At 70.8% G+C, this 12,917-nt stretch carries 12 protein-coding genes; 2 read left to right on the forward strand and 10 right to left on the reverse strand.

What is annotated here, in order from left to right; translation table 11 throughout:
* Positions 1-26 precede the first annotated feature (26 nt).
* Complete coding sequence (locus V5F67_RS10055) at positions 27-425, reverse strand: DUF930 domain-containing protein (RefSeq protein ID WP_394019607.1); 399 nt, start codon at positions 423-425, stop codon at positions 27-29.
* 207 nt (positions 426-632) lie between these two features.
* Between V5F67_RS10055 and V5F67_RS10060 the strand changes: the two genes are divergently transcribed.
* Positions 633-1,319: an outer membrane protein gene (locus V5F67_RS10060; RefSeq protein ID WP_394019605.1), complete on the forward strand. Its 687-nt coding sequence runs from the start codon at positions 633-635 to the stop codon at positions 1,317-1,319.
* On the opposite strand, the gene V5F67_RS10065 is transcribed toward V5F67_RS10060, so the two are convergent.
* The 8 genes from V5F67_RS10065 to V5F67_RS10100 all read right to left on the reverse strand — a co-directional run bounded on the left by V5F67_RS10065 (position 1,304) and on the right by V5F67_RS10100 (position 10,679).
* The gene (locus tag V5F67_RS10065) at positions 1,304-2,368 is read right to left on the reverse strand and encodes a tryptophan 7-halogenase (RefSeq protein ID WP_509210648.1); all 1,065 of its coding nucleotides are present in this window, start codon (positions 2,366-2,368) and stop codon (positions 1,304-1,306) included. The genes V5F67_RS10060 and V5F67_RS10065 overlap by 16 nt on opposite strands.
* Positions 2,365-5,001 carry a LodA/GoxA family CTQ-dependent oxidase gene (locus V5F67_RS10070; protein ID WP_394019601.1) on the reverse strand — a complete coding sequence of 879 codons (2,637 nt, stop codon included), beginning with the start codon at positions 4,999-5,001 and terminating at the stop codon, positions 2,365-2,367. The genes V5F67_RS10065 and V5F67_RS10070 overlap by 4 nt, the downstream gene beginning before the upstream one ends.
* A gap of 125 nt (positions 5,002-5,126) precedes the next feature.
* The gene (locus V5F67_RS10075; RefSeq protein WP_394019599.1) at positions 5,127-6,395 is read right to left on the reverse strand and encodes a M20/M25/M40 family metallo-hydrolase; all 1,269 of its coding nucleotides are present in this window, start codon (positions 6,393-6,395) and stop codon (positions 5,127-5,129) included.
* On the reverse strand, positions 6,392-7,777 hold the full coding sequence (locus V5F67_RS10080) for an allantoate amidohydrolase (protein ID WP_509210649.1): 1,386 nt from the start codon (positions 7,775-7,777) through the stop codon (positions 6,392-6,394). The genes V5F67_RS10075 and V5F67_RS10080 overlap by 4 nt, the downstream gene beginning before the upstream one ends.
* 14 nt (positions 7,778-7,791) lie before the next feature.
* The gene (locus V5F67_RS10085) at positions 7,792-8,520 is read right to left on the reverse strand and encodes an amino acid ABC transporter ATP-binding protein (RefSeq protein ID WP_394019597.1); all 729 of its coding nucleotides are present in this window, start codon (positions 8,518-8,520) and stop codon (positions 7,792-7,794) included.
* Positions 8,507-9,157: an amino acid ABC transporter permease gene (locus tag V5F67_RS10090; protein WP_394019595.1), complete on the reverse strand. Its 651-nt coding sequence runs from the start codon at positions 9,155-9,157 to the stop codon at positions 8,507-8,509. Before V5F67_RS10090 ends, V5F67_RS10085 begins: the two co-directional genes overlap by 14 nt.
* Positions 9,158-9,160: 3 nt before the next feature.
* Positions 9,161-9,823 carry an amino acid ABC transporter permease gene (locus V5F67_RS10095; RefSeq protein WP_394019593.1) on the reverse strand — a complete coding sequence of 221 codons (663 nt, stop codon included), beginning with the start codon at positions 9,821-9,823 and terminating at the stop codon, positions 9,161-9,163.
* Positions 9,824-9,878: 55 nt separating this feature from the next.
* Entirely contained in the window at positions 9,879-10,679 is an 801-nt protein-coding gene (locus V5F67_RS10100) for a transporter substrate-binding domain-containing protein (RefSeq protein ID WP_394019591.1), read from the reverse strand.
* Positions 10,680-10,829: 150 nt separating this feature from the next.
* Here V5F67_RS10100 and V5F67_RS10105 point away from each other — a divergent pair, with 150 nt between their 5' ends.
* Positions 10,830-11,723: a LysR substrate-binding domain-containing protein gene (locus V5F67_RS10105; protein ID WP_394019589.1), complete on the forward strand. Its 894-nt coding sequence runs from the start codon at positions 10,830-10,832 to the stop codon at positions 11,721-11,723.
* A gap of 7 nt (positions 11,724-11,730) precedes the next feature.
* On the opposite strand, the gene V5F67_RS10110 is transcribed toward V5F67_RS10105, so the two are convergent.
* Complete coding sequence (locus tag V5F67_RS10110; RefSeq protein WP_394019587.1) at positions 11,731-12,831, reverse strand: NAD(P)/FAD-dependent oxidoreductase; 1,101 nt, start codon at positions 12,829-12,831, stop codon at positions 11,731-11,733.
* Positions 12,832-12,917 lie beyond the last annotated feature (86 nt).

Genomic DNA, 12,917 nt, shown 5'->3' on the forward strand with positions numbered 1-12,917 from the left:
GAGGGGAGCGGCTGCCCGGCTCCCGCTCATTCCACGAGGCTGTGCGCCTCCCACTGGTCGCGCGGCACCTCGGCGCCGAGCTGGTAGCGGAAGTCCTCCACCTCCATCCCGTCGGTGCTGGTGCGGCACTGATAGGCGAGGTGGTACCAGTGGCCGCGGCTGCGGATCGCGGCACCCGGCGCGGAGATGCTCTCCTTGCCGAGCTTGGGGTCGGCGAAGGCATAGGCCACAACCTCCTCCGGCCGCATGCCCTTCTGCTCGCGGCCGAGCTGGCCCATGGCGCGCGCGTTGCAGCGCTGCTCTACGCGGGTCGCCATGTCCACGTGAAGCATCATGTCGTCGCGATGCGCCCCGGCGCCGGCCGGGCTGGCGAGAAGGAAGACGGCGGGCACCAGGGCCACGGCCGCGCGGAAGATTCCTGGCATCAGGGCCGCTCCCGAATCAGGCTGATCCATGGCCGCGAATTCTAGGCGGCTTCGTGGCGAGGATGGGACCGGAGGCGGCTGCCGCTCGGGCAGGCCTTGGGAGCGTGCGCGCCGTTTCATCTTAACCCCTTGTCAGGGTTAATCGCTGCTTAAGCATCCCGTGGCAACCTGCGGCCCGTGATCGGTGAAAACATGGGTTGTCCCGTGATGTGGCGTAAGGTTCTGCCTCTCAGCGCAGCGGCGCTCGCGGCCTCGGCCGCGGCGGCTCTCGCCGCGGACCCCGCGCCTCGCCTGGGCAAGGCAGGCGATTTCTCGCTGCCTTCGCCCGAGGTCGGCGAGGCGCCGGAGAGCGGCTGGTATCTGCGCGGCGACGTCGGCTACGTGGCCCCGCGCTCAGGTGCCGTGACGTCGGCCGCCGCGCCGCTCAACCCCAGCCCCGACTATGGCTCCGGCTGGTCGTTCGGCGGCGGCTTCGGCTACGATTTCTCCGGACCGTTCCGGGTCGAGGGCACCATCGACTATTTCGCCCTCGGCAGCACCGCGACCGTCGCCGGCGACGTGGGCGCGAGCGCCACCGTCGGCATGGCGAGCCTCTATTGGGACGTGGGAACGCTGGCGGGCTTCACCCCCTATATCGGCGGCGGCCTCGGCTTCGGCATCGTCTCGCTGGACGCTCCGTTGGGCTACGCACAGGGCAACAGCTGGAACTTCGCCTACTCGCTCTCGGCGGGCGTGAGCTATTCCTTTTCGTCCGCGCTCAGCCTCGATCTCGGCTATCGCTACGTGAATCTGGGCTCGGCCTCGGCGCCCATGCCGGCGGGCAGCATCCCGCTGGAGGTGGAGGGCCTGTCCGCGCACCAGGTGCGGCTCGGCGTGCGCTACGCCTTGCGCTGAGCGGCGCGCCGCGCCCAGAAGGGCGCATCGGGCCAGCGCCGCTCCAGGCGGGCGTAATAGGTGCGCAGGTCCATCGTCTCCGCCCCCAGCGTCCGGTAGTCCTCGGCCCATGGCGCAAGGTCCGGCGCGCTCCCGTCCCGGAGCGCGTCCGCCACCGCGGCTCCGGCGCGCGATCCCATGAGCACGGCGGCTGCGATGCCCTGCGAGGACAGGGGATCGAAGGTCATGGCCGCGTCGCCGGCGGCGAGCCAGCCCGGGCCATGGAGCAGGCGCGCGCTTGCGGTTTCGGCGGGGCTGACGCGTGGATTGGCGGCCAAGGCGGCAGGGCCGGCGCAGCGCGCCATGTGCCGCGTCTCGCCCAGAAGGACAGCCCAGTCCCGCGTCCGCGCCTGCCAGAGGTCGGCGTCGGTGAGGAAGGCAAGGACCCGTCGTCCGCCCGGCAGTGGCGTCGTGTACCACCAGCCTTGCTCGACCGCCTCGATGCTGGTGCCCCGGAAGGCGTCGCCCGCGTCGGCGAAGGCGGCGACGATGGCCACCTGCCGATCGGCGGCCGCCCGCCCGGCGCCGAGCTGGCGGGCCACCGCCGCCGGGCGCCCGGTGGAGTCGATGACGAAGCGCGCGGCGATCTCCGCCCCGTCCGCGAGCGCGAGCCGCCACGACCCTTCCGCGCCGCTGATCGTGCCCGCCCGTCCCTCCGCCAGCCGCACGCCCGCAGCCAAGGCCGCGGCCCGCGCCGCGGCGTCGAAGCGGTTGCGGTCGAGCAGCAGCCCGCCGCCGAGCGGGTTCGTCAGGAAATCGGTCTCCTCCAGCGCCTCGCCGCCCCAGGCGGCGCGGGTGCCGAAAGCGGGCAGGTGGCCGTCCAGAATCCCGGGGCCGAACACCGCCGCGACCAGGTCCGCCAGGCCCGGCGGCAGGCTCTCGCCGGCCCAGCCATGGCCGGGGCGCGGATCGTGCAGCAGGATCACGTCACAGCCGCGCCGGGCCGCGGTGATAGCCGCCGCGGCGCCGGCGGGCCCCGCGCCCGCGACCAGGAGGCCGCAGGCGGTCATCCGATGAAGACGACGCCGCCGGGATTGGGCAGCCCGTCCGCGAAGTCGGAGACCATGCCGACCTCGCCCTTGAGCTGGACCCGCTTGATGAGGGTGCCGCGCGTCTGCGAGGCGTAGAGGTCGCCCTTCACGTCGAACACCAGCCCGAACGGCATGGTCAGCGTCGCCCCGCGCAGGATCAGCGGGATCGGCACGCCCATGAGGTCGAAGCGGCGCACCGCGTTGTTCATCTGGTCCGCCACATAGAGGCGGTAGGAGGTGTCGTAGGCCATCTGGCGCGGATTGTGGAAATCGGTGAGCCAGTGCAGGTCGATCACCTTGCCGGTGGCGATGTCGATGCGCGCCACCGAGGCGCCGCCCCAGCTCACCAGGAGCGCGCCATCCGGCGTAACGACGATGCCGATGGGAAAGGCGAGCCCGGCCTCGGGCGGCACCAGCACGCGGCTCTTCCCGTCGGGCGTGATGACGCTGATGAAGCCCTTCTCCACGAAATTCGCCACATAGAGGTTGCCGGCGCGGTCGCCGGCGATGCCCGCGGGGGAGGAGAAGCCCTCCGCGAACGGCGTCACCTCGCCCTCCGGCGTCACCCGGCGCACCACGTTGCCGTTCATGCAGCAGACGTACAGGTTGCCGTCGAGATTGCGCGTCATGCCCTCGGGCCGCTCCAGGGGCGCGGTGAGACGCATCTGCGAGACCTCGCCGTCGGCGGCGACGAGGCGCAGGCTGTTGTCGTCGGAATTTGCCACCGCGAGCGGGAAGGTGCCGATCTGCGGGTAGAGCGTGTTGGCGCCGTAGGCGACCTCGGGCTCGCGCGCGAATCCCACCAGGGTCTCGACCTTCATGCTGGCGGGGAACGGGCCCTCCGCCGGGCCGGGCCGGTCCTGCACCAGGCCGAGCCGATGCCATTCCTGCGCCATGGCCGCGAGCACCGGCGGGCGGGTGGGGGCGCTGATGAAGCGCTCCCAGTCGCGCCGGCGCGCGAAGGCGGCGCGGCGCTCCTCGATCGAGCGGGCGGTGTCCATCACCACCTTGTAGTCCGCCTCGGCGAGCACCGTGGTGGGCACGCGCGCCGGCCAGAAGGCGGGCAGGATCGGCGAGACCGCGCTCTCATAGCCGGAGCGGCAGCTCGACCAGTCCGCGTGCCAGGGCAGGCCCATCCACTGGGTGATGCCGCCCGGTCCGAGGCGGGACAGCGGGCCGGATCTCGACAGTGCCCTCGGAGCGGTGAGAACGGCGCCGTAGTCGGTCAGGTCCGGCGTCCGGACGGCGGACCTCAGCCGCATCTCCGGGGTCCAGATCCAGGCGACGCGGGCGATCCAGGGAAACTCGATGCCGGGATGGAACGGCCCGCCGAGGCTTGCCTCCATCGCCGCGCGGTCGAGCGCCGCCGGCTGGTCCGCCAGCGCGTGGTCCTCCAGGCGGTTGCGCGGCCGCTCCGGAGCGCGGGTGAAGCGACCCTCGGCCCAGGCCGTCAGGTGGCGGTACTGCAGCGGCGTGAGTGCCAGCCACTGGCGCGGCTCGACCGCATCCGGCGGCAGAACGACCTTGTCGCCGTAGAGCTGCGGTTCGAGGTCCGGCTCGACGCGGGTGAAGGCCGGGTCGCGGAACAGGGCCAGCATCTCGGCCCGCAAAGGCGCATTGCCGGCCGAGCCGTCGGCGAGGCGCGCGCGCCAGGCGACGCTCGAGAAGTCGCGCGCGCTGCCGAAGCCGTATTTCTGGAAGAACCCCTCATTGACCCATTGCAGGTCTGCCATGCGCTCGAACACCGGCCAGACATGGCGCTCGAACTCGGTGGCCGGGGCGCGGCGCATGCCCGCACTCACCAGCGCCGAATCCACCACGTCGTGGAGCGAGACGAGGCCGCTTGCCACCGCGGGCGCGTAATTGGGGCCGACGCTGACCACCCAGGCGGGCTCGGCCTGGAACACGCGGTCACCGATCCTCACGCTGGCGTCCACCGGGCCGTCGCAGGTGTCGTCGGCCCAGCCGTCATTGTCGGCATAGCCGCTCATGGGCGGAGCGCCGTCGCTGGCATAGGCGCCGCCGGCGCCGCCCAGAACCACGAGACGGCCGTCCGCGTCGGTCATCACCTCGCCGAGGGTGATCGGCCTGCCCCTGAAGCTGCCGCCGTCGAGCGGGCGGGGGCGCGCGCCCGGCCCCGCCAGGGTGCGGGGCGCGGCGACGATGGCAAGGGTTGAGCGGTCGGCGATGGCGGTATTGCGCCGGTCCGCCGCCGGTGCGCCGGGCAGGTCGAAGGCGACGTCGACGCCATACCAGAGGGCCTTGGTGTTGGCGACCGCCACCGACCAGGTGATGTCCGCCTCCCTGGCGGTGAGCTCGGCCACCACGCGGCCCTGGGCGTCGTAGCCGTAGAGGCGGAAGCGCGCCGCCTGCTTGGCCATGGCGCCGGCCTGGTCCTTGAACGGTCCGCGCGGCACCCCGCCCGGTATCTCGGGGCCGAAGAAGAAGGCGTCGTCGCTGTTGCCGACGCGGGCGATACCGATGGCGGGATGGATCGCCACCCGGTGGATGCGCTTCAGGTCGGCCGGCGTTGCCGCCTCGGCCGTGCCGGCGCCCGCAACACCTGCGGCCAGCCCCGCGACGAACGCGCGGCGCGAAAGCAACGCACCCATCCTGCCCCCCCTTTTTCGTCTCACGCGCCGCCTCAGATCAGGCAGCCCCGCCGACGGAAGGGAAGCTAGTTCAATTTGCCGGCGCGTTGAAACCCGAAGAAATCTCATGCCGTCCGGCGCCGTGCTCAGGCAGGCGAGAGCAGGTCGGCGAGCGCCAGCGCCACCACGCGGGTCGCCTTGTCGAGATCGTCGAGCTTCAGTCTCTCGTCGGCGCGGTGGCCGTTGGCCTCCAGCAGCGTGCGCGGGCCGGCGCCGTAGAGCACGGTCGGGATGCCGGCCGCCGAATAGAGGCGCGCGTCGGTGTAGATCGGCACGCCCTTGGTGCCCACGGGCTCCGCCAGGATGCCCGTGGCCGCCTTCTGGATCGCGCCGACGAGCCGCTCCTGCCCCGGCATGGGCACGAACGGCGTCGCCAGCAGGATGCGGGTGAGCCGGCAGGAGATGCCCTCGAAGCCCGCAAGGGCATCGGTGATGGTCTCGGAAAGCTGGGCCTCCGCCGCGCCTGGGTCCTCCTCCGGGGTGATGCGGCGGTCGATGCGCAGGGTCACCTTGTCCGGCACCACATTGGTGTTGATGCCGCCGGAGATGAGACCCACCGTCAGCCCCGGCGCGCCGATGCCGGGGACCGCCGAGGGCTTCGCCCTGAGCCAGCGCCTGAGCGCGTAGAGCGCGTCGAGCACGGCGGTCGCCGCCTCCAGCGCATCGGCGCCGGTGTCCGGCATGGCGGCGTGCGCCGAGCGGCCGAGAATTTCGGCCTGGAGGTGCAGGCAGCCGTTGTGGGCGGTGACGATGTCGTAGGCGAAGCCGGCGGACACGACATAGTCCGGCCTGGTGATGCCCTGTTCCAGCAGCCAGCCGGGACCGAGCAGGCCGCCGATCTCCTCGTCATAGGTGAAGTGCAGCTCCACCGTGCCGGCGAAGCGTGCGCCGGCCTGCGCCGCCGCCTTCAGCGCCAGCAGGGCATAGGTGTAGGTGGCGAAGTCGGACTTGGAGACCGCGACGCCGCGTCCGTACATCACCCCGTCCTTCACCTGCGCGCCATAGGGATCGACGCTCCAGCCGAGGCCCGGAGGCACCACGTCGCCATGGGCGTTGAGCGCCACCACCGGGCCGGGTCCGAAGCGCTCGCGGATCACGAGGTTGGTGACGCTCTCCATGCCGCCCTCGCGCACCCGCGTCGGCGGCACCGCGTGGCGCTCCACCGTGAAGCCGAGCGCCTCCAGCAGTTCCGCCGCCCGGCCCGCATGGGGGGCGCAGTCGCCAGGGGGATTGTCGGAGGGCACCTTCACCAACTCGGCGAGGAACGCGACCTCGGCCGCGCGGGCGGCGTCGAGGAAGGCGAGGATAGGCTCTCGCACGCGCATGTCACCGGGAGAGGCGGGGAGGGCGCTCATGACTTCCTCGGGTTGGCGTTGCCAGACGGCGTCCGGCGCGGCGCGGCCTTGAGCTTCGGCTCGGACTTGACCTTGCCTGCCGGGGCTGGCCCGGCGCCCGGCGCGACGAAGTTCTCCATGGCATAGAGGAGAGCCTGCGCGCCAGCCGCGACGTCCTTCTCGTCCACGTGCTCGCTCGGATGGTGGCTGACCCCGCCCTTGCAGCGCACGAACAGCATGGCGATGTCGGTGAGGTCGATCATCGCCATCCCGTCATGTCCGGCGCCGCTCGGCAGCTCCAGCACGCGGTGGCCGGCGGCGGCGATGGCGGCGCCGAGCTGGGCACGCAGCCATGGGGCGCACTGGGCGGTGCCGTTCTCGTGGGTCTTGGTGATGCGCGCCTTGAGCTTCCGGCGGGAGGCGATCTCGTCGATGGCGTCCACCACGTCGGAGACGGTCTCGCGGCGCTGGGCGTCGTCCGGGGCGCGGATGTCGATGGAGAAGCGCGCCCGGCCGGGAATGACGTTGGCGGCACCGGGCTCGGCCGTGATCTGGCCCACCGTGCCCACCACGCCGACGCCGGCGCGGCACAGGTCCTCCACCGCCAGCACGCATTCGGCGGCGCCGGCGAGCGCGTCGCGCCGGAGCCCCATGGGCACCGTGCCCGCATGGCCCGCCATGCCGTTCAGCTCGACGAGGAAACGGCTCGCTCCGCTGATGGCGGTGACGACGCCGACGGGAATGTCCTCCGCCTCCAGCACCGGGCCCTGCTCGATGTGCAGCTCCAGATAGGCGAGCACATCCTCGCGCCTGCGCGCGGCGCGGCGGATGCGGCGCGGGTCGAGGCCGAACGCCTCCATGGCGGCGCGCGCGGTGACGCCGTCCTTGTCCTTCGCCTCCAGCGCGCCTTCGTCGAAGGTGCCCGCCACCGCCCGGCTGCCGAGCAAAGTGGAGGAGAAGCGCGTGCCCTCCTCGTCGGCGAAGGCCACCACCTCCAGCGCGTAGGGCAGGCGCGTCCCGCGCGCGGCGAGGGCGGCGACGCACTCGATGGCGGTGACGACGCCGAGCGGGCCGTCCCATCTGCCGGCGTCGCGCACGGTGTCGTAGTGCGAGCCCACCATGAGGGCGGGCAGTCCCTCCGTCATGCCCTCATAGCGACCGATCACGTTGCCGATCTCGTCCATGCGGGCGCGCATGCCCGCCTCCCGCATCCAGGCGACGAGGAGGTCGGCCGCGCGGGCATGCTCGGGGGAGAAGGCGACGCGGGTGAGCGCGCCGTCCGTCTCCGACACCTGCGCCAGCTCCTCGATCCGGCGGACGATGCGCGCGGCCATCGCCGCCGCCACCTTGGCCGGAACGGCCGGCTGCGCGCGCTCCATGATCGCGTCCTCTTCCCGTGTCATTGATGGTGCCTCGGTCAGTGGATGCCGCCCACGAACTGGGCGAGCTCGGGCGTGCCGGGATTGGCGAACAGCGCCTTGGGGTCGCCCTCCTCGTGCACCAGGCCGTGGTGCATGAAGACGAGCTTGGTGCCGACATCGCGGGCAAAGCGCATCTCGTGGGTGACGAGGATCAGCGTCATGCCCTCGCTGGCGAGCTGCTCCACCACGCGCAGCACCTCGTTCACCAGCTCCGGATCGAGGGCGGAGGTGATCTCGTCGCAGAGCAGGACTGTCGGCCGCATGGCGAGCGAGCGGGCGATGGCGACGCGCTGCTGCTGTCCGCCGGAGAGCTGGCTCGGATAGGCATCGAACTTGCCGGTGAGGCCGACCTTCTCCAGCAGGCTCTCGGCCATGGCCCGCGCCTCGCCCTTCTGCTCCTTCGCCACCACGGTGGGCGCGAGCATGATGTTCTCGCCTGCGGTGAGGTGCGGGAACAGGTTGAACTGCTGGAACACCATGCCCACGTGGCGGCGCAGGGTGCGCAGGTCGGTCTTGCCGTCGCCCACCGCCATGCCGTCCACCGCGATGGAGCCGGACTGGAAGGTCTCCAGGCCGTTGATGCAGCGCAGGAGCGTCGACTTGCCGGAGCCCGAGCGGCCGATGATGGCGACCACGTCGCCGCGCTTGATGTCGAGCGAGACGCCCTTGAGCACCTCGTTCGCGCCATAGCTCTTGCGCACGTCCTTGATGCTAACGAGCGACATTGAGGCGGCCCTCCAGGCGTTTGGAATACCAGGACAAGGGGAAGCAAAGGGCGAAGTAGATCAGCGCCACCAGCGTGTAGACGAGGAACGGGCGGAAGGTGGCGTTGTTGAGCATGGTGCCGGCCTTGGTCAGCTCCACGAAGCCGATCACCGAGGCAAGCGCCGTGCCCTTGACGACCTGCACCGAGAAGCCGACGGTCGGGGCGACGGCGATACGCAGGGCCTGGGGCAGGATCACGTGGCGCATCTGCTCGGTGTAGGTCATGGCGAGGCTCTCGGAGGCCTCCCATTGGCCCTTCGGGATCGCCTCCACGCAGCCGCGCCAGATCTCGGCGAGGAAGGCCGAGGTCCAGAAGGTCAGCGCCAGCGAGGCGGCGACCCAGGGGCTCACTTCCAGGCCGAACAGGGCGACGCCGAAGAAGAACAGGAACAGCTGCATCAGCAGCGGCGTGCCCTGGAACAGCTCGATGTAGCCCATGGTGGCGATGCGCAGCGCCCGACTGTGTGAGACCCGCGCGAACAGCACGGCGAGGCCGACGATGCCGCCCAGCACGAAGGCGATGAGAGACAGGAGGATGGTCCAGCGCGTGGCGAGGAGCAGGTTCTCCAGGATCACGCCGAAGGTGAATTCAACCATGGCTCACCCCTTCGGAAAGACGGCGCGGCCGATGCCGCGCAGGAGGGCGCGCAGGGCGATGGCGAGCAGCAGATAGATGCCCGTCACCACCAGATAGACCTCGAAGGCGCGGAAGTTCCGCGACTGGATGTAGTTGGCGGCGTAGGTCAGGTCCTCCGCCGAGATCTGCGACACCACCGCCGAGCCGAGCATGACGATGACGATCTGCGAGGAGAGCGCCGGATAGACCTTCCTGAAGGCCTGGTTCAGCACGATGTGGCGGAAGATCTCCCACCGGCTCATGGCGAGCGAGGCGCCGGCCTCCAGGTGTCCGTGCGGCACCGCATTGATGCCGGCGCGGATGATCTCGGTGGAATAGGCGCCGAGATTGATGGTCATGGCGAGGAAGGCGGCTTCCGCCTCCCCCATCTTCACGCCGATGGCCGGCAGCCCGAAGAAGATGAAGAAGAGCTGCACGATGAACGGCGTGTTGCGGATCAGCTCCACATAGATGCTGACGCAGGTTCCGGCCCATTTCGGCCCGAAGGTCCGCGCCCAGGCCCCGGCCGTGCCGACGAAGACGCCGGCGACGGTGGAGACCAGGGTCAGCACCACGGTGAAGAGGAGCCCGCGGGCGAGCACCTGCCAGTAGGGCAGGAGGTCGCCGAAGTTGAGCTGGTAGAGCATGGCCTGCCCCCCGGAGCGCTGACTTGGCGCTATCTAGGCGCTGGTGCGGCGCGGCTCAGAAGGTCGCCGGCAGCGGCTGCTTCAGCCACTTCTGGGAGAACTGCTCCAGCGTGCCGTCCGTCTTGGCCTTGGCGATGATCTCGTTGACCTTGGCGAGCAGCGCCGGCTCGTCCTTGTTGAGGCCCACATAGCAGGGGCTGTCCTTGATCACGAACTTCAGCTCCGGCTTCCTGGAGGCGCTCTTCTCGGCGATCACCGCCGCCACCGTGTTGCCGGTGGCGATCAGGTCCACCTGGCCGGAGATGAAGGCGGAGATGGTGGCGTTGTTGTCCTCGTAGCGCTTGATGGTGGCCGAGGCGGGAGCGAGCTTGGTGAGCTCCTGCTCCTCGATGGCGCCGCGCGTGGCGCCGACCGTCTTGTTGGCGAGGGCGTCCGCGCTGGCGATCTTCTCCCCGGCAATGCCGTAGACGCCGGAGAAGAACGGGGCGTAGGGCACGGAGAAGTCGATCACCTTCTCGCGCTCGGCGTTCTTGCCGAGGCTGGAGATGACGAGGTCGACCTTCTTGGTCTGCAAATAGGGGATCCGGTTCGCGCTCGTCACCGGCACGATCTCGACCTTCACGCCCAAGGCCTTGCCGATGTAGTTGGCCATGTCGATGTCGTAGCCCTGGGGCTTCAGGTCGAGCCCGGCCGAGCCGAACGGGGCGAAGTCCTGCGGCACCGCGATCTTGATGACCTTCGCCTTCTCGATGTCCGCCAGAGCATCCGCGGCGGCGGGGGCGAGGGTTGCAAGGAAGGCGCCGGCAAGCGAGGCGGCGGCGACGGCGCCGAGGCGCAAGGCATTGAACTTGCTCATGGAAGGTTTTCCTTATGGTGCCCGGTTCTGGAAGGGCGGTCTCGGACAAGCAGCAAATGGGATGCCAGATGCCCGGCCGTTGGGCTGAGAGTTGCGCGGATTCAGGAATACGTCCAATATATCGTTAAACTAGATTTATCTGGAATACATATGGATCTGCGGCAGCTCCGCTATTTCACCGCCGTGGCCGAGGAACTGTCCTTCACCCGCGCGGCGGAGCGGCTCCACATCTCCCAGCCGCCGCTCTCCCAGCAGATCGCGCAGCTGGAGGCGGAGCTCGACACCAGGCTCTTCACCCGCACCAGCCGCCGGGTGGAGCTGACCGCGGCGGGCCTTGAGCTGCAGGTGCAGGCGCGGGCTCTCATCGACCAGGCGGAGCGGGCGCGCCAGCAGGTCAGGGCCATCGGCGCCGGACGCTCGGGCAAGATCGAGATCGGCGCCACCGGCACCATCCTGCGCGGCGGCCTCGCGCAGTGGCTCGCCGCCTACCGCCGCCATGCGCCGGATGTGCGCACCGTGATCTACGAGCAGGCGCCTGCGCTCCAGGTGCAGGGCGTTCTGGAACACCGCACCGACATCAGCTTCAACCGCTCGGTCGCCCACCACGCGGAATTGGCCAGCACGCTCGCCTGGCACGAGGGCATCTCGGTGATCCTGCCGCGTGACCACCGCCTCGCGCGTCGCCGGGAGGTGGCGCTGGCCGACCTTTCCGAGGACGAGCACGTGATGCTGCACCCCGATTCATCGGAGTTCGCGCGCTATCTCGGCCAGAGCTGCGTCGAGGCGGGCTTCCTGCCGAAGGTCTCGCAGCAGGTGGTGGACAGCCAGTCGATCCCGAGCCTGATCGCCTCCGGCTTCGGGGTCTCGCTGGTGCCGGCCTCCACCGAGGCCTTCACCAGCGCCGACGTGGTGTTCCGGCCGGTGGCGCCGAAGCTTGTGGCGGACGTCTACATGATCTACCGCCGCCACGAGCCCTCGCCCGCCGTGCATGAATTCCTGCGCTGGCGCCGAGATATGGCGGCGGCGGAGGGGCGCGCAGGCTGAAGCCGCCTCAGGCAGGAAGGGCCGCGACCTCCTCGGCGATCGCCAGCGCGCTGGTCAGCCCCGGCGATTCGATGCCGAACAGGTTGATGAGCCCAGCCACGCCATGCGCCCGCGGCCCCTGGATCAGGAAGTCCGGAGCCTTGCCGGCGATGCCGGGGATCTTCGGCCGGATGCCGGCATAGCCGGGGATGAGGTCCTCGGCCTCCACTTGCGGCCAGTAGCGGCGGATCGAGGACAGCATGGAGCCGCGGCGCGCGGGGTCCACCTCGTAGCGTCGCGCGCTCACCCATTCCACGTCGGGGCCGAAGCGGCCCTGGCCGGCGAGGTCCAGCGTCAGGTGCGTGCCGAGCCCGCCCGGCTCGGGCACCGGGTAGATGAGGTGGCGGAACGGCACCTTCCGGGTGCAGGTGAAATAGTTGCCCTTGGCCAGGGTCTGCTCGGGCACGAGATCCCCTGGCATGCCGTGGATGGCGCCTGCGACCGAGGGGGCGTCGAGGCCGGCGGCATTCACCAGCAGGCGGCAGTCGAGCGTCATCGGCTCGGGACCGCCGGTGCGCACGCGCAGGCCGCCGGCCACCTCCTCCGCCGCCACGAACGGCGCGGACAGGGCCAGCATGCCGCCGGCCGCTTCCAAGTCGCCCTGCAGCGCCAGCATGTAGCCGTGGCTGTCGACGATGCCGGTGGAGGGGGAGAGCAGCGCCGCATGCACCGAGAGCGCCGGCTCCAGCGCCCGCGCCTCCGCGCCGTCCAGGAGGCGCAGGTCGTCGACGCCGCAGGCAGCGGCGTTGGCCGCCAGCTTCTCCAGGTAGGCGACCTCGCCGGCGCTGGCGGCGACGATCAGCTTGCCGAGCCGGGCGTGGGCGACGCCGTGGCTGGCGCAGAAGGCGTAGAGCGCGTCGCGGCCCCTCACGCACAGCTTCGCCTTCAGGCTGTCCGGCTCGTAATAGATGCCGGCGTGGATCACCTCGGAGTTGCGCGACGAGATGCCGGTGCCGATGGCGTCCGCCGCCTCGATCACCACCACCTCGCGCCCCGAAAGGGCGAGCGCCCGCGCCACCGCGAGCCCCACCACGCCCGCGCCCACCACCAAGCAATCGACCTGATCCATCGCGCTCACATGCCCGCATTCGCCGGCGCGCCTGCGCCGGGCGCGGCAACCTACATGCGATCGGGGCGGTCGCGAAGCCGGGCGAA

It is taken from the genome of Xanthobacter pseudotagetidis (assembly GCF_043194795.2).
Lineage (GTDB): Bacteria > Pseudomonadota > Alphaproteobacteria > Rhizobiales > Xanthobacteraceae > Xanthobacter > Xanthobacter tagetidis_A.